The organism is Citrobacter sp. Cf087, from assembly GCF_030334285.1.
Lineage (GTDB): Bacteria > Pseudomonadota > Gammaproteobacteria > Enterobacterales > Enterobacteriaceae > Citrobacter > Citrobacter freundii.
Map to the genome: position 1 here is coordinate 702,966 of NZ_JAOWED010000022.1, position 19,291 is coordinate 722,256.

At 50.7% G+C, this 19,291-nt stretch carries 17 protein-coding genes; 7 read left to right on the forward strand and 10 right to left on the reverse strand.

What is annotated here, in order from left to right; genetic code table 11:
* Positions 1-7: 7 nt before the first annotated feature.
* Positions 8-1,600: a maltose/glucose-specific PTS transporter subunit IIBC gene (gene malX, locus OGV57_RS05510; RefSeq protein WP_003843555.1), complete on the reverse strand. Its 1,593-nt coding sequence runs from the start codon at positions 1,598-1,600 to the stop codon at positions 8-10.
* Between the two features lie 169 nt (positions 1,601-1,769).
* Between malX and OGV57_RS05515 the strand changes: the two genes are divergently transcribed.
* Positions 1,770-2,798 (forward strand): Mal regulon transcriptional regulator MalI, encoded by a 1,029-nt coding sequence (locus tag OGV57_RS05515; protein ID WP_003843556.1) that lies wholly within the window; start codon positions 1,770-1,772, stop codon positions 2,796-2,798.
* Positions 2,799-2,845: 47 nt separating this feature from the next.
* Here the strand turns inward: OGV57_RS05515 and OGV57_RS05520 are convergent, their stop codons facing one another.
* Together OGV57_RS05520 and manA are read right to left on the reverse strand one after the other, a co-directional pair.
* Positions 2,846-4,354 (reverse strand): YdgA family protein, encoded by a 1,509-nt coding sequence (locus OGV57_RS05520; protein ID WP_003028973.1) that lies wholly within the window; start codon positions 4,352-4,354, stop codon positions 2,846-2,848.
* A gap of 106 nt (positions 4,355-4,460) precedes the next feature.
* Positions 4,461-5,636 carry a mannose-6-phosphate isomerase gene (manA, locus tag OGV57_RS05525; protein ID WP_032949235.1) on the reverse strand — a complete coding sequence of 392 codons (1,176 nt, stop codon included), beginning with the start codon at positions 5,634-5,636 and terminating at the stop codon, positions 4,461-4,463.
* Between the two features lie 262 nt (positions 5,637-5,898).
* Between manA and fumB the strand changes: the two genes are divergently transcribed.
* Entirely contained in the window at positions 5,899-7,545 is a 1,647-nt protein-coding gene (gene fumB / locus OGV57_RS05530) for a class I fumarate hydratase (protein ID WP_044699883.1), read from the forward strand.
* Positions 7,546-7,686: 141 nt separating this feature from the next.
* Positions 7,687-9,090, forward strand: a complete 1,404-nt coding sequence (gene fumC / locus OGV57_RS05535; protein ID WP_054528358.1) for a class II fumarate hydratase — start codon at positions 7,687-7,689, stop codon at positions 9,088-9,090.
* On the opposite strand, the gene tus is transcribed toward fumC, so the two are convergent.
* The 3 genes from tus to OGV57_RS23680 all read right to left on the reverse strand — a co-directional run bounded on the left by tus (position 9,087) and on the right by OGV57_RS23680 (position 12,138).
* Entirely contained in the window at positions 9,087-10,016 is a 930-nt protein-coding gene (tus, locus tag OGV57_RS05540) for a DNA replication terminus site-binding protein (RefSeq protein WP_044699878.1), read from the reverse strand. The two genes, fumC and tus, sit on opposite strands and share 4 nt — an antisense overlap.
* Positions 10,017-10,089: 73 nt before the next feature.
* On the reverse strand, positions 10,090-11,391 hold the full coding sequence (rstB, locus tag OGV57_RS05545) for a two-component system sensor histidine kinase RstB (RefSeq protein WP_003028962.1): 1,302 nt from the start codon (positions 11,389-11,391) through the stop codon (positions 10,090-10,092).
* Positions 11,392-11,619: 228 nt separating this feature from the next.
* Positions 11,620-12,138, reverse strand: a complete 519-nt coding sequence (locus OGV57_RS23680; RefSeq protein WP_048216489.1) for a membrane protein — start codon at positions 12,136-12,138, stop codon at positions 11,620-11,622.
* Between the two features lie 234 nt (positions 12,139-12,372).
* On the opposite strand from OGV57_RS23680, the gene OGV57_RS05550 reads away from it, so the two are divergent.
* On the forward strand, positions 12,373-12,717 hold the full coding sequence (locus OGV57_RS05550; protein WP_003028959.1) for a DUF1294 domain-containing protein: 345 nt from the start codon (positions 12,373-12,375) through the stop codon (positions 12,715-12,717).
* A gap of 26 nt (positions 12,718-12,743) precedes the next feature.
* Here OGV57_RS05550 and OGV57_RS05555 read toward each other — a convergent pair whose 3' ends face one another.
* Positions 12,744-13,535 (reverse strand): MBL fold metallo-hydrolase, encoded by a 792-nt coding sequence (locus OGV57_RS05555; RefSeq protein WP_003028958.1) that lies wholly within the window; start codon positions 13,533-13,535, stop codon positions 12,744-12,746.
* Positions 13,536-13,725: 190 nt separating this feature from the next.
* Here OGV57_RS05555 and OGV57_RS05560 point away from each other — a divergent pair, with 190 nt between their 5' ends.
* Together OGV57_RS05560 and OGV57_RS05565 are read left to right on the forward strand one after the other, a co-directional pair.
* Positions 13,726-14,568: an aminoglycoside phosphotransferase family protein gene (locus OGV57_RS05560; RefSeq protein ID WP_032949241.1), complete on the forward strand. Its 843-nt coding sequence runs from the start codon at positions 13,726-13,728 to the stop codon at positions 14,566-14,568.
* A 115-nt stretch (positions 14,569-14,683) separates the two neighbouring features.
* A complete protein-coding gene (locus OGV57_RS05565) occupies positions 14,684-15,712 on the forward strand; it encodes a HoxN/HupN/NixA family nickel/cobalt transporter (RefSeq protein ID WP_054528359.1) in 1,029 nt (342 codons plus the stop codon).
* 52 nt (positions 15,713-15,764) lie between these two features.
* Here the strand turns inward: OGV57_RS05565 and OGV57_RS05570 are convergent, their stop codons facing one another.
* Together OGV57_RS05570 and rstA are read right to left on the reverse strand one after the other, a co-directional pair.
* Positions 15,765-17,105 carry an L-cystine transporter gene (locus OGV57_RS05570; protein ID WP_003836391.1) on the reverse strand — a complete coding sequence of 447 codons (1,341 nt, stop codon included), beginning with the start codon at positions 17,103-17,105 and terminating at the stop codon, positions 15,765-15,767.
* Positions 17,106-17,351: 246 nt separating this feature from the next.
* The gene (gene rstA / locus OGV57_RS05575; protein WP_170926231.1) at positions 17,352-18,095 is read right to left on the reverse strand and encodes a two-component system response regulator RstA; all 744 of its coding nucleotides are present in this window, start codon (positions 18,093-18,095) and stop codon (positions 17,352-17,354) included.
* A 118-nt stretch (positions 18,096-18,213) separates the two neighbouring features.
* Here rstA and OGV57_RS05580 point away from each other — a divergent pair, with 118 nt between their 5' ends.
* Positions 18,214-18,549, forward strand: coding sequence for a GlpM family protein (locus OGV57_RS05580; protein WP_044712364.1), 336 nt, complete (start codon positions 18,214-18,216; stop codon positions 18,547-18,549).
* Here the strand turns inward: OGV57_RS05580 and folM are convergent.
* Positions 18,546-19,268 carry a dihydromonapterin reductase gene (folM, locus tag OGV57_RS05585; RefSeq protein ID WP_054528360.1) on the reverse strand — a complete coding sequence of 241 codons (723 nt, stop codon included), beginning with the start codon at positions 19,266-19,268 and terminating at the stop codon, positions 18,546-18,548. The genes OGV57_RS05580 and folM overlap by 4 nt on opposite strands.
* Positions 19,269-19,291: the final 23 nt, after the last annotated feature.

Sequence of the window (19,291 nt, forward strand, 5' to 3'; positions counted from 1 at the left end):
ATTGTCCTTAAGCTTGTACGGTGTTCATCAGAACTGCGATCTCGTCTTTCACTGACTGGACCTGTGGGCCAATAACGACCTGAAGATTATGCTGATTGAGTTGCACTACGCCAATGGCGCGATTGTCCTTCAGTGCCTGTACATTCACAAGAGACATATCCTTCACTGACAAACGCAGACGGGTAATGCAGTTATCCAGGCTGACGATGTTTTCCGCACCGCCAAGCGCCGCCAGAATGGCAGGGACGTTGTAACCGGATTTACCCGGCGCTCCAGCCATTACTTTTTCGATATTGCTGGCAATTTCGACGTCTCGACCTGGTGTCTTCAAATTGAAGCGTGTGATGGCGAAACGGAAGATGACGTAGTACACCGCGAACCAGATCGCCGCCACAACAGGGACCAGATACCACTTGGTAGAGAGTCCATGCAGGATGCCGAACACCACGAAGTCAATCAGGTTACCGTCGGTGTTACCGATGGTGACGCCAAGCACTGCCATCACAGTGAAGCCAAGACCGGTCAGCAGGGCGTGGATCACATACAGAACTGGGGCAACGAACAGGAATAAGAACTCAAGGGGCTCGGTGGTACCGCCGATCACACAGGCAATAAGACCGGAAATTAATAACCCTTTAATTTTATGACGATTTTCAGGGCGAGCACAGTGGTACATTGCGAGCGCTGCCCCCGGTAAACCACCGAGGAACGCAGGCATTTTGCCCTGCGACAGGAAGCGGGTTGCGCTTTCAGAGAAACCTTGTGTTGTCGGGCAGCTCAGTTGGGCCTGGAAAATAGTCAGTGCGCCGCTCACGCTGTGACCGCAGACTTCTTGCGTGCCGCCAGCCTCGGTGAAGCGAATGAGCGCCACCAGAATATGATGCAGACCAAACGGCAGCAGCAGACGTTCACCGGTACCAAACAGCATTGGGCCAAATTCTCCCGCGCTGTTGATGATGTGGCCGAGCCCGGTAATGCCCATGGCGAAAACCGGCCAGATCAGGGGAATAACCAGCCCGACCAGCCCCATCACCACCGAGGAGATGATAGGCACAAAGCGGGTGCCGCCGAAGAAAGCCAGCGCATCCGGCAGACGAATGTTGTGGAAACGTTCATGCAGCATCCAGACGATGATCCCGGCAATAACAGCACCGAGGATCCCAGTATCGATCGACTGGATCCCCAGGATATTCTGCACGTTGTTGGCCTTCAGGATCGCGGCATCCGTGGTAGGTAAGATACCTTTCGCGGTTAACCAGAAGTTGACGGCAAGGTTCATGACCGCATAACCAACAAAACCGGCAAATGCCGCTACGCCTTTGTTCTCGCGAGCAAGGCCGAGAGGTATGGCAATACAGAACATCACCGGTAAGAAACTAAACGCAAATGAGCCTACTTTGCTCATCCAGGTAAAGATGGCCTGCAGTACCGGATTACCTAATGCCGGGATCAGCGTTAAGACATCATGGCTGCTTAACGAGCTGCCGATCCCCAACATGATCCCGCAAAATGAGAGTAGCGCTACGGGGAGCATAAAGGTTTTGCCCAACTGCTGGAAAAATTCCCATAACGTTATTTTTGGTGTAGTTCTCGTCGTCATCAAACGACTCCTCGTAAAAGCTAGCTGACTAATGATGGCGAGAAGATAAAACGTTTTACCTAATTTTAGTGCGGTATAAATCACATTATCGAACGATAATAGGGCGTATAAATATAAGTGATTGATAAAACGTTTTATCCGTCACGTTATCAGGGAGTTTTCCGTTTTTATGGCTATAGCCAAAAAAATAACCATCCATGATGTTGCGCTGGCCGCGGGCGTTTCGGTCAGTACTGTCTCATTGGTGCTTAGTGGAAAAGGTCGTATTTCATCCGCGACAGGCGAACGCGTGAATGCCGCTATTGAGCAACTCGGGTTTGTGCGTAATCGCCAGGCATCGGCGCTGCGTGGCGGGCAGAGCGGGGTAATTGGTTTGATTGTGCGCGATCTTTCTACGCCGTTTTACGCCGAGTTGACGGCGGGTCTGACGGAAGCATTAGAAACGCAGGGGCGCATGGTCTTTTTATTACATGGTGGCAAAGATGGCGAACAGCTCGCGCAGCGTTTCGCTATGTTGCTAAATCAAGGGGTTGATGGTGTGGTGATCGCCGGGGCTGCCGGCAGTAGCGACGACCTACAACAACTGGCCGCCGATAAGGGGATACCGGTGGTGTTTGCTTCTCGGGCAAGCTACCTGGATGATGTCGACACCGTCAGACCTGACAACATGCAGGCTTCGCAATTGCTGGTTGAACATCTTATCCGCCACGGACATCAGCGAATAGCGTGGTTGGGGGGGCAGAGTTCCTCATTGACTCGCGCAGAGCGTGTCGGCGGCTATTGTACGACGTTGCTAAAGTATGGTTTACCGTTTCATAGCGACTGGGTGCTGGAGTGTTCATCCAGCCAGAAGCAGGCCGCAGAGGAGGTAACCGCGCTGTTACGTCGTAACCCAACGATCAGCGCAGTGGTGTGCTACAACGAAACCATTGCCGTTGGCGCCTGGTTTGGCCTGATGAGAGCGGGGCGTCAGAGTGGTGAAATTGGCGTAGATCGCTATTTCGAACAGCAGATCTCCTTAGCGGGATTTGCCGATGTAGCGGAAAATGCACTGGACGATATCCCCATTATTTGGGCCTGCACGCCTGCGCGTGAAATGGGATATACCCTTGCTGAGCGCATGCTGCAGCGCATTGGGCACGATGATGGTCATTCGCGTAACCTGACGCTTTCCGCTCGTCTGGTGGTAGCCAAATAAAAAAGGCCCGATAAACACACGGTTATCGGGCCTTTTGTCACGCGTATTTACTGTTGCGGGATAGCCGGGGCATCCGGTTCGCCGAGAGAAGGCATACCGAACATGCCAACAAACTCATCCAGCGGCATTTTTTGTCCGTTTAACGTAACCTGTCCGTTTGCGTATTGCAGGCTGGAGCCGATGACGTTGTCCTGCATCGTTGTAATACGGAACATCTGACCCATTGCCGCCAGGCCATTCACCTGTTGCTTCGCAAGATCGGCCGCTTGCTCCTGCTGATAGCCTTCAATTTTGGCGATCTGCGTCATGAACTCAGTCGCCATATCGACCGGAATCGTCAGCTTGGCATCCAGTGATTTGACCGAACGATCCACTTCCTGAGCCAGCGTTTGTGGTTCCTCAGTATTTGCTGTCGGATCTTTTAGCAGCAGTGACAGATTAAATGCGGTTTCACCTTTCGCATTTTTCCAGCTCAGCGGGGCAATGGTGATAACCGGCTCGCCTTTCATCAGTATCGGCAGCGCATTGAAGAAAGCTTCGGTGACTTTTTGCTGATAAAGCTCAGGATTTTGTACCACATCGATCTGCGCCATCAGCGCCTTGGTTTGGGCGCTATACTGCTGACTGAACTGATGCAGGGCTTCACCGTCAATCTGGGCAACTTTCAGCGTCAGCTTACCGCTACCCATATCCTGGCCCTGCAATTTAAGGCTGTTCAGCGTGTAATCCAGCTGGCTGTTGACAGTTTTACCGTCGTTAACCAGATCGGATTTGCCATCGATACCCATGCCTTCCAGAACCGCCAACTCTTTACCCTCGACCGAGATCGACAGTTTTTCGAGTGACAATTTCTGGTCGCCGATGCGCTCACCAAAGCTGGCAATACTGCTGGAACCCTCAGTCTTCAGATTATTGAAAGTCATTTGTACTTTCTGGTCATACTCGTTGACCGCATTGACCACGCCGCTTTGCGCATTGCCTGTCAGCGAGACAGCGTTACCTTCTTTGTCTGCTGTAAACTGGAATTCCCCGCCGCTGAAGGCTACTTTTTCGTCGCCTTTCTCGTAGTTCAGTGGTTTAAGGGAAAGATCGGAACGGGTATCGCCGCTGTAGCTGATACGGGAGTTAATGACAAATGGCGACTCACCCTTGGCAATATCAAACAGCGGTTTGGTAACGTCGTTATTCACCAGCGTCGTTTTCACGGAGGCCATAGCCGGAACCAGATTCAGTGACTTCAGTTGGGCCAGTGGGAAGGGACCGTGATCCACCGTTTCATCCAGGACAATACTTTGCCCCGGTTTCAGCCAGGAATCTGCCTGCCCGGCTATTGGTTTCACCACCAATTGCAGTTGGCTATTGAACACCCCGCGCTGGTAGTTTTGATAACTCAGTTCAATACCCGCCTCAGGGGAGAAACGTTTTAACTGATCGTTTGCCTGCGTCACCATCTCGGCGAGATGCGTTTCGAGTTTCTTTCCTGTGTACCAGGCGCCGCCCGTCCAGACGATACCCAGCGCAACCACCACACCCGCAGCTACCAGCGATTTTTTCATTTTGATATCCATAAAATAAAACCAGGCGTTTGAAGACGCCTGGAGGAGTGACATGTCTTTAACTTACTACAGCTTAGCAAGAGTTGTTAAAAATATCAGTATCTTGCTAAAGCTTGTTATAAACCCGGGCTAAACGACCTGCGCCACTGATGTTAACCGGAGATTCATTCGCGCCAATAAAGGCCGATTCACCCGGTCGCAGAACCAGACGTTGCTCGCCTTTGCTCAGTACAGCTTCACCTTCTATGCAGAACAAAATGGCCGCACTTTGCTGGCTGATATCTGCACCACTGGTAGTAAGCTCATGCAGGGAGAACGCAAAATCGTCAACCGGGATCGGGAAATCCAGTTCGCCATCAGACTTAACCGGCGTGGTCAGTAACTGGTTTGCTGGCTTGGCGACAAACTGCACGTTGGCGACCAGTTCCGGGATATCAATATATTTTGGCGTCAGTCCGGCACGCAGCACGTTGTCCGAGTTAGCCATCACCTCAAGCGCCACACCTTGCAGGTAAGCGTGCGGGGTTTCGGCAAATAAGAACATAGCTTCGCCTGGATTGAGTTTCACCACATTGAGCAGCAGCGGGGAGAAGAGCCCACTGTCGTTCGGGTAGACGTCGGCGATCAGACGGATGGTTTGCCAGGGTTCACCCTGCTGGCTGTTCAGCGCTGATTTCAGGATCGCCAACGCATGGGATTTCTCCTCATCCTGCATATTCAGCAAGCTGGCGAAAAGATAGCTCAGACGTTCTGCACTCGGCTCTTCCAGGAAATGCGCAATAGCCGGATGTGCGGCGGAGACGGGTTGTAACAATGCAACAATGTCAGAGAACTCGCGGAATGCGTTCATCGCCAGGAAAGGCGTCAAAGCAAAAACCAGTTCCGGTTTGTGGTTAGGATCTTTGTAGTTGCGCTCAGCCGCATCCATCGGGATCCCTGCGGCGTTTTCTTTGGCAAATCCAATTTCAGAGTTGTGCTTGTTAGGATGAACCTGAATCGAAAGCGGTTGTGCAGCGCAGAGCACTTTAAACAGGAAGGGCAGCTCACCAAAACGCTGCGCAACGGCATCGCCCAGCAGTGCGGATTTATCGTGCTCGATAACGTCGCGCAGAGCAACCGTCTGGCCGTCAGCGCCCAGAACCTGCGAACTGCTTTTCGGATGCGCACCCATCCACAGCTCAGCCATCGGTTGCTGAGTGGGGTTGGCAATGCCATAGAGTTCCGTTAACGCCGTTTTACTTCCCCAGGCGTAGTTTTGCACTGAGTTGATGAGTTTTTGCATTATCAAGCCCTGTTTCAATGTGGAATTTTCTACGGCTATTAAACCAAGAAACCCTGAGGGAAGTAACCTGCACATGTAAAAAGTCGTACTTGTCTCAGTTTTTGTTAAAAAAATGTGTAGGATATGGAGACTCGCTTTTAATACCCTGAGAGATTCCGGTTGCAGACAGCCCTTCCTTCTACAACCGGATCTGCGGCAGGGAAGCAGGGCAACGGAACATCTGCCCAGAGAATAACCAGACCGAGCAGTAAGTGAGAGCACAATGTCAAACAAACCCTTTCATTATCAGCATCCTTTCCCCCTCAAAAAGGATGATACCGAATACTATCTGCTGACCAGCGACTATGTCTCTGTTGCCGAATTTGAAGGGCAGGAGATTGTTAAAGTCGCGCCACAAGCTTTAACCCTGCTGGCTCGTCAGGCCTTTCATGATGCGTCGTTTATGCTGCGTCCCGCACATCAACAGCAGGTAGCCGATATTCTGCGCGACCCGGAGGCCAGCGAAAACGACAAGTATGTGGCCCTGCAATTTCTGCGTAACTCTGACATCGCGGCAAAAGGCATTTTGCCGACCTGTCAGGACACCGGAACCGCGATTATCGTGGGTAAAAAAGGTCAGCGTGTCTGGACCGGTGGTGGCGATGAGGAGGCGCTGGCTCGAGGCGTCTATAACACCTACATCGAAGACAACCTGCGCTATTCACAAAACGCAGCGCTGGATATGTATAAAGAGGTGAACACCGGCACCAACCTGCCAGCACAGATTGATTTGTATACCGTCGACGGCGATGAATACAAATTCCTGTGTATTGCCAAAGGTGGCGGTTCGGCGAACAAAACCTATCTGTACCAGGAAACCAAAGCGCTGCTCACGCCGGGCAAATTAAAAAATTACCTGGTTGAAAAGATGCGTACGCTGGGTACTGCGGCTTGTCCGCCGTATCACATTGCGTTTGTGATCGGCGGAACGTCAGCGGAAGCTACGCTGAAAACGGTGAAACTGGCTTCGGCTAAATACTACGATGAGCTGCCGACCGAAGGTAACGAACATGGGCAGGCATTCCGTGATGTGGAGCTGGAAAAAGAGCTGCTGATTGAAGCGCAGAATTTGGGGCTGGGTGCGCAGTTTGGCGGGAAGTACTTCGCGCATGATATCCGCGTGATCCGCCTGCCGCGTCACGGCGCGTCGTGCCCGGTTGGTATGGGCGTCTCTTGCTCAGCCGATCGAAATATCAAAGCCAAGATCAACCGTGAAGGTATCTGGATCGAAAAACTGGAACATAATCCTGGCAAATATATACCGGAAGAGCTGCGCCAGGCGGGAGAGGGCGAAGCGGTACGCGTTGACCTCAATCGTCCGATGAAAGAGATCCTGGCTCAGCTGTCGCAGTATCCGGTCTCTACGCGTCTGTCACTCAACGGTACAATCATCGTTGGCCGAGATATTGCGCATGCGAAACTGAAAGAACGTCTGGATAACGGTGAAAGTTTGCCGCAGTATGTTAAAGATCACCCGATCTATTACGCCGGTCCGGCAAAAACACCGGAAGGTTACGCTTCGGGTTCGCTTGGCCCAACCACGGCCGGACGTATGGACTCGTATGTTGACCAGCTTCAGTCTGCAGGCGGGAGCATGATTATGCTGGCGAAAGGCAACCGTAGCCAGCAGGTGACCGATGCTTGCCATAAACATGGCGGCTTCTATTTAGGAAGTATTGGCGGCCCTGCCGCGGTGCTGGCCCAGGGCAGTATCAAGAGTCTGGAGTGCGTGGAATACCCGGAACTCGGGATGGAAGCCATCTGGAAAATTGAAGTGGAAGATTTCCCGGCGTTTATCCTGGTGGATGACAAAGGCAATGATTTCTTCCAGCAAATTCAGACGTCGCAGTGCGCACGCTGCGTTAAGTAACGTCAACCGCCCTTCGGGGCGGTTTTTTTTACCGCACGAACCACCAAACGACAGTTTTATCCTCGTTAATACTCATAAGACCAACGCAAGTGGGCAATGTCGAAACATAACCTAATCAATTGTTAATGTAAGGAGCAGGTAATGGTAACGGTACGCCGCGAGAATGATTCAATGGGGACGATAGATGTTCCTGCCGATAAGCTTTGGGGCGCGCAAACCCAACGTTCACTGGAGCATTTTCGTATCTCTACGGAGAAAATGCCGGTCTCGTTGATCCATGCGCTGGCGCTGACTAAACGCGCCGCGGCAAAGGTTAACCAGGATCTTGGGCTGCTGGCGGAGGATAAAGCCAGGGCTATTATGCAGGCTGCAGATGAGGTGTTGGCAGATAAACACCGCGATGAGTTCCCGCTGGCCATCTGGCAAACTGGGTCCGGCACGCAAAGCAATATGAACATGAACGAGGTGTTGGCAAACCGGGCCAGCGAGTTGCTGGGCGGCGTGCGGGGGATGGAGCGAAAAGTACACCCCAACGATGATGTCAATAAAAGCCAAAGCTCGAACGATGTCTTCCCGACCGCAATGCACGTTGCCGCACTGCTGGCGCTGCGTAAATCACTGATCCCTCAATTAAATGTGTTGACCAAAACGCTCAGTGATAAGTCCCACGCTTTCGCCGATATCGTTAAAATTGGTCGTACACATCTGCAAGATGCAACTCCACTTACGCTTGGCCAGGAGATTTCCGGCTGGGTAGCAATGCTAGAACATAACCTCAGACACATTGAAAACAGCTTACCACACGTGGCGGAGCTGGCGTTGGGGGGAACCGCGGTAGGTACCGGACTGAACACTCATCCCGAATACGCCCGCCGGGTTGCGGATGAACTGCGGGTCATCACCTGTGCGCCGTTCGTTACCGCACCGAATAAATTTGAAGCGCTCGCCACCTGCGATGCCCTGGTTCATGCTCACGGCGCGCTAAAAGGACTGGCAGCGTCGCTGATGAAAATCGCCAACGATGTACGCTGGCTGGCATCCGGTCCCCGGTGTGGTATTGGCGAAATTTCAATTCCGGAAAACGAACCGGGCAGCTCGATCATGCCGGGCAAGGTCAATCCAACCCAGTGTGAAGCGCTGACTATGCTTTGCTGCCAGGTGATGGGCAACGATGTCGCCATCAACATGGGCGGGGCGTCAGGTAACTTTGAGCTCAACGTTTATCGACCAATGGTCATCCACAACTTCCTGCAATCGGTACGCCTGCTGGCGGACGGTATGGAAAGCTTCAATGAACATTGCGCGACGGGGATTGAGCCTAATCGTGAACGAATCGATCAACTGCTCAACGAGTCGCTAATGCTGGTGACCGCGCTCAATACCCATATCGGTTACGATAAAGCGGCTGAAATTGCCAAAAAAGCCCATAAAGAAGGGCTGACCTTAAAAGCCTCCGCTCTGGCGCTGGGATATCTAACCGAAGCGGAGTTCGACAGTTGGGTACGCCCGGAGCTGATGGTTGGCAGCATGCGGCCCGGCAGTTAATCCGCAACGTACAGGTGCAGCCGGGGAATAATCAATCTCAACGGCTGCGCCTGAGGTTTAAAACGATGCTGAACGTTTTCGGCATCGTAATTAAGTAACTCGCCGATATCCGGTACGGTCATACCGTTGTCGTTATTAAGCAAAGCAATCAGCGGCGTCGGGCAGGCATATTGCACCTGTTTTTGCTCTCCTTTGTACCAGACGCGGGCGATAGGCTGCACTTTTACCGGCCTTTTAATCTTCAGGCGGGCCTGCTGTGGTAAGGCAGCGATATCCTGATATTCGCGTTCAAGCTTCGCCTGCCATTCTTCACGTGTCCAGGGATGTACGCTGCGCGGTGACGTCAGGCTTTTTTCCAGTTGCTGCAGTACTTCATCGCGTTTCAGGTTTTTAATGATGTGCTTATTAGCCCAGCCAAATCGTAGGGTGGCCGGATCGCGGACTACGGTTAGCGTGCGATAGGCATTCAGAGTAATCAGCCCTGGCAGATGACGATGCACCCATTCGAAACGTGCTGCCGGCGCCAGCCCTGATTCCACTGTAACAATGCGCTCGAAGGTGGTTTTCAACTGGTTTATACGCTGGATTTGTTCTTCCAGAGTACATTGCGCCGCGTTATCAACCTGATAGCACAATACACCCGGTAGGCGGACGGCTGCTTTGCTGCTGCGGTTTTCGGACTGCTGCTGAATAAACAGGTGACGGTAATGGAGCAGTGCCAGCGCTTCAGCCTCTTTGCCTAAATGCTGCTTAACATTAATGCTCTGCAGAGGGGCATGCTCTGCCTCTTTAACCACTTCCGGTAACGAGAATACGCGCGCAATCAGCAGCGTCTGCTGCAACAGGTTTTCGTTCAAAAGTGCCAGTTCTTGTTCCATCTGGCGAAAGGTGCCGTTCAGGCGGTCAACAAGATCGTAACGGGCCATAGGTTTACCATTTTAGTTACAACATACTTTTTTATAGCACAACCTCCGCCGCCTGACCACCGAGCAGAAAAGGTCAGGCAGCTGAGATTTCGGGAATGTTATGCCAGACGGGCCAACGGAAAGTAAACCGGGCGCCGCCAAGTTCACTTTCATCACAGACGACCGTCCCCCCCATAGCCAAAGCAATTGAGTGGACGATGGCTAACCCAAGCCCACAACCCCCGGTTGCCCGGTCACGGCTGGGGTCAAGGCGTACAAACGGTTCAAAAACCTGTTCGCGAGCGTCTGGTGCAATACCGGGACCGTCGTCTTCCACTACCAGCGTGGCTTGATTGCCGTTCAGCAGCAGACTGGCTTGCACTGTAGACTGGCAATAGCGCAGGGCATTGTTCAGCAAATTATCCAGGACCCGCTCCATCAGGCGCATATCCAACGCGCCGTAGTCGCCAGTTTCGAGATGACGTAAGTGCACCGTACGGCCAGGATTCACGCTTTGCACATCCTCCAGATGGGTTGTCAACCAAACAGGCAGGTCAGGTACACTGAGCTTCAGTTCATTTTGCGGGCGATCCAGGCGGGCGTAGGTCAGTAACTCTTCGATCAACGCTTCCAGTTGGCCGATATCACGATTAAGCGCCTGAGATTCCTGCCCGGTGAGGTTATCACTCATTTCCAGCCGGTAACGTAAACGTACCAGCGGAGTACGAAGCTCATGGGCAATACCATCGATGAGCTGTTTTTTACTGGCGATCAGCGCATTGATATTGTCGGCCATTTGGTTAAACGCTACGCCCAGGCGCTCAAAGCTGGAACCGTTGTCAAAATGAAGGCGTTCACTCAGATGTCCTTCACCAAAACGTTGTGCGGCGGATTCGAGTCTTAGCATTTCTTGCCAGTGTGGACGCATCCAGATCAGTACCGGGAAGGCCAGTGAGATAGCAATAAACGCCATCAGCGCGATGTCCAGCAGGCGCATTTGATGAAGAAAATAGAGGTAAGGAACCGGGCCGACTGCCAGCACATAATGGCTGCGAGGAATGCGTTGAATAAAGGTGTATTGATCGTCAAGAGCCACAATATCGCCTTCGCGCAAACGCTGCATGGTTGGGGCATCCAGTGTGTACTTATTCAGCGGTTCAACACGCAGGTCAAATGAGAGGTTTAAGTCCATTTCCTTCAGCGTCTTACCCCAATCGCGTGGCGGGATTTCGCGTAGTTCACTGCGCATCAGGTACAACGAGCTTTTCATCAAATCGTCGAGCGACTGTCTGCCTGCGCGTTCTGCGGTGAATTTGTATACCAGGCCGACCAACAGGGTCATCACCAAAAAGCAGACAAACAGCAGGAGGTAAAACTGCACAAACAGTTTCTTCATAAAAATCACCGAACGCTCAATAAGTTAGCGAGTTCTCATGTCCCTCAGGGGAAAAGGGGCACAGCAATATCCGCCGATGCGTGGGAGCAGAAAGGTTATCTGATCACCATCTGGCGTGTTTATCCAGGCAGAGTACACTGTATAACTCTTTTCTGCATTCTTATGGCCCCTACGGGGGCGAAATGACCTTTCGCTTGATAACGCATTGCTTTGTACGCGGTAAGTTAATCAAAATCGGGATGGTGTTGTTCTGGCGTATGTTACGACCGCACCTAAAAGGTTACTTCGTTTCTCAACATAGATTGTGTTGTTATATTCGTAGTTACCTTCGGGATAGCAAATTCTGATGTTAGTCCCGAGATCCGGATCGTCAACATCAGCCCCCGAACAGCTTTTAGAACTTCCTGTAGAGTAGGTGTATGGAGCAGTATAGGACGAGGGGACACCTGGAATGAACCAGGTTATCGCCATAATTGTGATCACTGAAAACAGCACCATGGCAATGCTGATGCTACCAAATAATTTCAGATAAGTTTGGAAGGGACTTTTTTTCATTATCCCATTACCTACCAGAAATAGGGTGATTAAAAATGACACTGCCAGAGAAATAAGTATGAGGTATTTTGATGTGAGTGGGTAGAGAAAAGTCGCTCTGTATATCGTTACCTTCCACCAGTAAAAAAGAAAAATTGCGCCGAGAGATAATACGGTGACAAAAAACAAATATGGATATGAGTATTTTCTCATCCCTGCGACTCCAGAACAATTTCTCCATTTGGATTTAATAAATTACCATTTGTTCTGAATAATGAAAATGATTCTCTTGTTTGAATTGTTAGGTACGCCGCAGACCAGAGAATTTCCGCTATTTCTGGGGATATAGGCATAAAAATAAAAGGGGTATTCTCACCCATGGCAGGGATGACTGACCTTGCGTATAATGGGTGACGAAACTTCCTGAAAAGTGCTGTGACTGAAAATATGAATCTCAATCGCTGTTGTTATTCGCTACTCATTTTTGCAGCGATCGGCTGCATTTTCACCGCTCACCCTCTTGTCATATGGTTTCTACTCGCCAACATACTGACGTTGCTGTTATACGGCGTGGACAAAATGGCGGCACGCAAGGACTGGCGTAGAGTGCCGGAATCCACATTGCTGGTGTTTGGCGTTGTGGGCGGATGGGGTGGCGCGATAGCGGGTCAACAAATCTTTCGCCATAAAACACAAAAGCAGCCTTTCAAAACCTACTTCATTATCAGTGTGATAGTGAGTATTTCTGTGATGGGCGTGGTTTATCAGTTCTATCCATTTTTACCTTCCTGAGTCTGGTTGGTGAATAAACTGCCGGTTTATCTGAGGCAGGAAATATACTTTTCACCTGAACGCCGCACAATTTCATCGGCATTTTGCGTAATATCTTTTCCTGCAAATGCGCCGTAAAGTTGCTTAAATTTCACTGTACTCAGTCTCTGGGTAATGTTGCTGACCGTTGCAGCTGGCAACGGTAGCATATTAGGGTAGCTCCACATAAAGGAGACGGCATGCGCACCTGGCGTAACCTGGACGATGTCGCCGGAAAGCACCACGCCTTCGTCACGCGCCCAGTGCAGGACGCAGCCGCCAGCAAAGTGTCCGCCGAGACGTATCACCGTGACGTCACGGGTTAACTCAATGGTGTCGCCATCCCAGAATCTAATCCACGGGCTGTCGCGCATTACCCACCTTCTGTCGCTGGCATGAAGGTAAATCGGTGCGTTAAATTCTGCAGCCCAGTCCTGCATGGTGGTGTAGTAATGAGGATGCGATATCGCGATAGCCTTAAGCCCGCCAAGGGACGTTATTAGCGTTTTTGTGGCATCGTCGAGCGAGGCAATGCAGTCCCATAAAATATTGCCTTCAGAGGTACGCAGAATAAACGCGCGCTGATCAATTGCAAAATCAGGAACGGTGCGGATGCTGAGGAGAGTACTGTCGTGTTGCTTCCACTTATTTGTATGCGATGCACACAGGGCGGTAAAATCGACCCATTCCTGTCCGCTCGCAGGGACATACTGGCGTTCATCCTGGCAGATATCGCACTGTTCCGGATGGGCACCAGTTACCTCATAGGATGTTCCACAGGTTTTGCATAACGTGATCATCGTGTCCTCCTTATTTACCGAACACAGTCAGCATGGCACACAGATACACAAGGATGTGCCTGTTAGTGCTCAACCCGTTAAGTCAGTGATGACGGCTGTGGGAGGTTGTAGCTCAACCAAAAGAAAACAGGAATAATGCCGACACGGATCCTTTTGGTTACCATCTTCCAGAGAAAAATGAGGATATTGTTTGGAAAATCGCCTGTTCAACACCTGGCTCAACCGTTGGGGACTCACTCCAGATGGTGAACCGGTTGAAACACACACATCACAGCTTTTGCCTGTAGTGGTCATCAGGGACGGTCAGAAAGCCATACTTAAAATCACCGACGATGACAGTGAACGGATCGGCTGTGAACTCATGGTCTGGTGGAACGGAAATGGCGCAGCGAAAGTACTTGCTCATGCAGCAGGGGCGATTCTGCTGGAACGTGCGACAGGGACAGGGTCTTTAGCGGACATGTCCTGGACTGGTAACGATGCGCAGGCTTGTCGCATTATTTGCCATGCTGCCAGTAGACTCCATTTCTCCCGGAATGCGTCTACGCCAGCGTTAACACCTCTGCACCATTGGTTTAGCGATCTGGCTCCTGCCGCGAAAAAGCATGGCGGTATCCTGACGCGTTGTGCAGTGGTGGCAAATGTACTGCTATCTTCACCCCATGATGAAGTCGTATTACACGGTGACCTACACCACGGCAATATTCTTGATTTCGGAACGAGAGGATGGCTGGCTATCGATCCCAAAGGGCTGCTGGGCGAGCGTGGCTTTGATTACGCCAATATTTTTACTAACCCTGATCTTGCCGAACCCACCAGACCTGTTGCCATTGAGCCGGAAACATTCACACAACGAGTCAACATTGTGTCTGAAATCGCAAGAATTGAACGGCAACGTTTGCTGATGTGGATTGTTGCCTGGTGTGGGTTGTCGTCCGTCTGGTTTCTGCAAGAGGGGGACAGCGCAACGGTACCTCTGCGTATCGCGGAGCTAGCGATGGCGGAACTTGCTTCAGGTGATAATCAACTTTGATCTACGACACTGGGTTAGTAATTCTTAAGAGTTATCATTAGCCTGATCAACGTTATATTAATTAATCAGTGAGTGGTGGTGTGTTGTTTAGCTCAAATTTAATTGGCGGGAAACAATGAACGCATTGTTTTCATTATTTAAAAAACGCCCGAATATTCTTTTGTTGATGGTCTTACTCATCGGGGCAAACATCGTGGCGTGGCTGTGGGCTTTCACCGCGTTTAGTAACAACACGTCATTGCTTGCACTGAGTCTGATTGCGTGGTGCTACGGTTTGCGCCATGCTGTCGATGCCGATCATATCGCCGCGATAGACAGCGCTACACGTAAACTCATGCAGCAGAAAAAACGCGCCCTGACGACGGGAGCCTGGTTTTCTTTGGGGCACTCCACCATTGTGGTACTGGCAAGCATTGGCATTGCACTGACCACCAGCGTGTTTAAGCAACATATGGCATGGTTTCAGAATGTCGGCGGTCTGATAGGAACTACGGTTTCTGCCGTGTTTTTGCTGATTCTGGCTACCATTAATCTCATTATTTTCTGCCAGGTCTGGAAGGCATTCCGCCATCTTAAACGCACCGGTACTTACGATGGCACCACGGAAGATATTACAGTTTCAGGTCCTCTGAACTGGCTTTTCCGCTCAGCGTTTCGGTTGGTAGGCAAAGACTGGCATATGTATTTTGTCGGTTTTCTTTTTGGTCTGGGTTTTGATACCGCCACTGAAATTTCTTTGCTGGGAATTTCTGCTTCAAGCGCGTCCAGTGGCATGTCGGTTTGGTCAATTCTCGTGTTCCCGGCGCTGTTTACCTGCGGTATGGCGTTAATTGATTGTCTCGACAGTATTCTGATGGTTGAGGCCTACGGATGGGCGTTCAATAAGCCGCAACGCAAGCTCTATTACAATATGACCATTACCGGGACTTCTGTGATTGTAGCGCTATTTATTGGCGGACTGGAGGCGCTGGGGCTTCTCTCTGACGCGTTTTCGCTTCAGGGTGGTTTGTGGGATACCGTCAGCAATTTAAGTGACCATATGGGGAATGTCGGTTTTGCGATTATTGGCATCTTTATCGGCTGCTGGATTATCTCTGCCGTAAATTACCGTTGGAAAAAATACGACGGGCTGACGTTTAGTTGACACAAAAGAAAGCCTTCCAGCAACAGGAAGGCTTTGATCTTTTTAGGACTGACTAATTCGCGTTCACGGGTTGTGGTTTTTCAGCACTCTTTTTCAGGAGCCTGTTAGCCAGCACGCCAGACATCATCGAACCGTTCACGTTTAATGCCGTTCTGGCCATATCGACGACAGGCTCGATAGCAATGAAAATCCCCACCAGCGCGACCGGGAAGTTCAGTGTTGAAAGGACGATCAGCGCAGCAAATGTTCCGCCACCGCCTACACCCGCCACCCCAATAGAACCCAGCGCAATCGCAGGTAGCATGGCGAGCAAAAAATGTACTGATAGCGGATCAATCCCAATTGTTGGAGCAATCATCGCCACCATAATAGCCGGATAGATCCCGGCACAGCCATTTTGACCCATGCTGGAGCCGAATGAAGCCGCAATATTGGCAATGGTGTTTTGCACGCCAAATTTTTCTTGTGCGGAAATAGCTAGTGGAATAGATGCTGCACTGCTGCGTGAAACAAATGCAAAGGTTAAAACTGGCCAGACAGTTTTAAAATAGTGAACGGGATTATTACCGCTCAGAACCAGTATCAGTGCGTGGACGATAAACATCATCAGAATCGCAAGGTAACAGGCAGCAATAAAGCCTAACAGACTGGCAAATTGTTCAAATCGATACGCGGAAAATACGCCAGCCATTAATGCCATCACACCATAAGGGGTGAGAGCAATAACGATACGCACCATTTTCATCACCCAAATCTGGATAGCGTTAATGCCAGCACTTAATTTTTCACCTTCTTGCGGGGCGTCCTGTTTGACCTTTAATAATGCCACGCCGGCAAGTAGGGTGAAGATAACAATGCCAATGACGGAAACGCTTCTTGCCCCTGTTAGATCGAGGAAGATATTCGTGGGGATCAGAGATGTAACCAGTTTAGGCAGTGAAATGGCGGCTGTTTTATTTACATCGTCTGCCGTCAGCGTGGACTGCATATGAACAAACGCACTGGCGTCCAGGCCTAATACATGCGCAGTCAACAGCCCAATAAAACCGGCAACCATTACCAGACAGAGCATGCATCCGACGATGGTTAACGACATTTTCCCAATGCCAGCGCTGTTTTCGAGCTTATTAATGGCTGAGAGAATAGAGATGAAAATCAGCGGTACCGCAACCAGCTTCAGTAAATTCACATAGCCGTTGCCGATAACATTGTACCAGTCGATAACTGTTTTTCTTTCGTCAGCAGCAATGAGATGCAGGGATAAACCGATAACGGCACCCGTAAAAATAGCGATGAAGACGCTTTTTGAAAGAGAGTGACTTTTTTGGTTGATTCTGAAAATTGCCCATGAACAAACCAAAAAGAACGCGATATACGCGAGCGAAACGAACATATTGTAGCCTCTTGCCTCATTCAGCACCTGAAATGCCGGAAAGAGTTTTGTTAGTGCGAAAAAAAATGATGAACCATACGGGTTCAGGACCGCGACGGATTATAGGGAGGGGGGAGGGTAACAGCCACACAAAAAGTGTGGAACGGCGTCGGATGGTGTTTGTATGCCTGTTCTGTAGACGATTTTAAGTGACAGTGTAACGTATTGTGAATAATCCAGCCGATCAATGAGATCGGCCCGATGGCATTACTTCTGTGGCTCGTCGTCCCAGGCGTGAGGTGCAAAGAGATAACCTTTGTTGCGCACTGTTTTGATTCGATAAGGTTCAGTCGCATTATCGAGCAGTTTTTTGCGTAACCGGGAAATCGCGACATCTACGCTGCGATCCATGCCGTCATAGCTTACGCCGCGCAGGTTCTTAAGCAACGCATCGCGGTCCATAATCTGCCCGGCATGGGTTGCCAACTCCCACAGTAATTCAAAATCAGCGGTGGAAAGAGAAACTTGCTCGCCGCCGAGCAGCACGGAGCGGTTGGTTGGGTCGATAGTGAGTGTGCCGAAGCGCAGCGTTGTGTGCGGTGTGATGGTCGCCGATTGAATGCCTTTAGACTGGGTAGAGTGCTCATTCTGACGCAGGTGCAGACGCAGGCGAGCCAGCAGCACCGCTGGCGGCGTGGTTTTCAGAATATAGTCACAGGCGCCCATTTCCAGTGCCAGGATATGGTTCATGTCGCTGTCCAGCGAGGTGAGCAGGACAATCGGGCCTTGCCAGCGTCCGCGTAAATCTCGGCAGATAGTCATCCCGTCTTTGCCCGGCAGCATGATATCTAATAACACCAGATCGGGTTGAACGTGCAGGATTTTCTCCTCGGCCAAATCACCACGAGGTTCAAGGATAACCTCAATATCATGCCGGGCCAAATAGGCTGCAATCAGTGAGCCAACTTCGGGATCATCTTCAACAAATACGATGGTGTTCATATCATTAATTTTTGAATATAAAACGCCAACATACACCGCCCTGGTTTTTCCTTCCATTAATCTTTTCTAAACAAGAACGCTTCCGTTATGCTAGGGGCTGATGTTATTGATGTGTTAAGGCAGAGTGATGGGACTCGTTATAAAAGCGGCGCTCGGTGCGCTGGTGGTGGTGTTGATTGGCTTGCTGGCGAAAACAAAGAATTACTATATTGCCGGATTAATTCCGTTGTTCCCGACGTTTGCGTTGATTGCCCACTATATCGTGGCCAGTGAACGCGGGGTCGAGGCGTTACGTACAACCATCATATTCAGCATGTGGTCGATTATTCCCTATTTTGTCTACCTCGTTTCACTGTGGTATTTCACCGGATTTATGCGCTTACCCGTTGCGCTCGGCGGATCAGTGGTGTGCTGGGGCCTGAGCGCGTGGTTGCTGATCTTTTGTTGGATCAAACTGCACTAACGCAGATGACGCCCACCATCAAGGGCAAAACTACGTCCGGTGACAAAACAGCTGGTTAACAGATAGTCAATTAAATCAATGACCTCTTTTTCACCTGGCGCGGTTTTCATCAGTGATTTGTTCAGTGCCTGCTGGCGATACTCTGCATCATCACCCTCGTTAAACAGGATAAGTGAAGGGGCAATCGCGTTCACTTTCACTTCCGGTGCCAGTTTGCGCGCGAACGAGCGGGTCATATTATCCAGCGCCGCTTTGCTGGCAGCATAAGCAATATGCTTGTCGCTGCCGCGCTCCACAACATAATCAGTAAAATGGATTATATCGCTGGCCGCGTGTCCATGACCGCGTAGTAATCTTTCCAGTGCGTGGTTGAGCAGGTAGGGCGTATTGACATGAATCTGCATCATGGCTGACAGCACATCGGTCAGCGGTGTACCAGGCTTTTCTGCAAGCCAGGCACTGGCATTATGCACAATAGCACGCAAGCCATCCGTCTGAGCTTTGACCTCATCAGCAAAGGCCAGCACGCCTTCATCCGTGGAAAAGTCAGCAGGGATACAAATCGCGCCCGCTTCTCGCAGGCCGTCAATGGCAGGATAGTGCGTACGGTAGCTGACGATAACTGGCTGTTTTTGGTTCAGAAAGTGCCATGCGACGGCGAGGCCGATACGACGACCACCTCCGGTGATAAGAATTGGCAAAGGGTTTTTTTTACCCATCGTAATCTCCATATGTCGCGAAC

Bases quoted from the DNA above. Each gene is read 5' to 3' on its own strand.
- malX (WP_003843555.1), bottom strand. From the start codon at position 1,600: ATGACGACGAGAACTACACCAAAAATAACGTTATGGGAATTTTTCCAG.
- OGV57_RS05515 (WP_003843556.1), top strand. From the start codon at position 1,770: ATGGCTATAGCCAAAAAAATAACCATCCATGATGTTGCGCTGGCCGCG.
- OGV57_RS05520 (WP_003028973.1), bottom strand. From the start codon at position 4,354: ATGAAAAAATCGCTGGTAGCTGCGGGTGTGGTGGTTGCGCTGGGTATC.
- manA (WP_032949235.1), bottom strand. From the start codon at position 5,636: ATGCAAAAACTCATCAACTCAGTGCAAAACTACGCCTGGGGAAGTAAA.
- fumB (WP_044699883.1), top strand. From the start codon at position 5,899: ATGTCAAACAAACCCTTTCATTATCAGCATCCTTTCCCCCTCAAAAAG.
- fumC (WP_054528358.1), top strand. From the start codon at position 7,687: ATGGTAACGGTACGCCGCGAGAATGATTCAATGGGGACGATAGATGTT.
- tus (WP_044699878.1), bottom strand. From the start codon at position 10,016: ATGGCCCGTTACGATCTTGTTGACCGCCTGAACGGCACCTTTCGCCAG.
- rstB (WP_003028962.1), bottom strand. From the start codon at position 11,391: ATGAAGAAACTGTTTGTGCAGTTTTACCTCCTGCTGTTTGTCTGCTTT.
- OGV57_RS23680 (WP_048216489.1), bottom strand. From the start codon at position 12,138: ATGAGAAAATACTCATATCCATATTTGTTTTTTGTCACCGTATTATCT.
- OGV57_RS05550 (WP_003028959.1), top strand. From the start codon at position 12,373: ATGAATCTCAATCGCTGTTGTTATTCGCTACTCATTTTTGCAGCGATC.
- OGV57_RS05555 (WP_003028958.1), bottom strand. From the start codon at position 13,535: ATGATCACGTTATGCAAAACCTGTGGAACATCCTATGAGGTAACTGGT.
- OGV57_RS05565 (WP_054528359.1), top strand. From the start codon at position 14,684: ATGAACGCATTGTTTTCATTATTTAAAAAACGCCCGAATATTCTTTTG.
- OGV57_RS05570 (WP_003836391.1), bottom strand. From the start codon at position 17,105: ATGTTCGTTTCGCTCGCGTATATCGCGTTCTTTTTGGTTTGTTCATGG.
- OGV57_RS05580 (WP_044712364.1), top strand. From the start codon at position 18,214: ATGGGACTCGTTATAAAAGCGGCGCTCGGTGCGCTGGTGGTGGTGTTG.
- folM (WP_054528360.1), bottom strand. From the start codon at position 19,268: ATGGGTAAAAAAAACCCTTTGCCAATTCTTATCACCGGAGGTGGTCGT.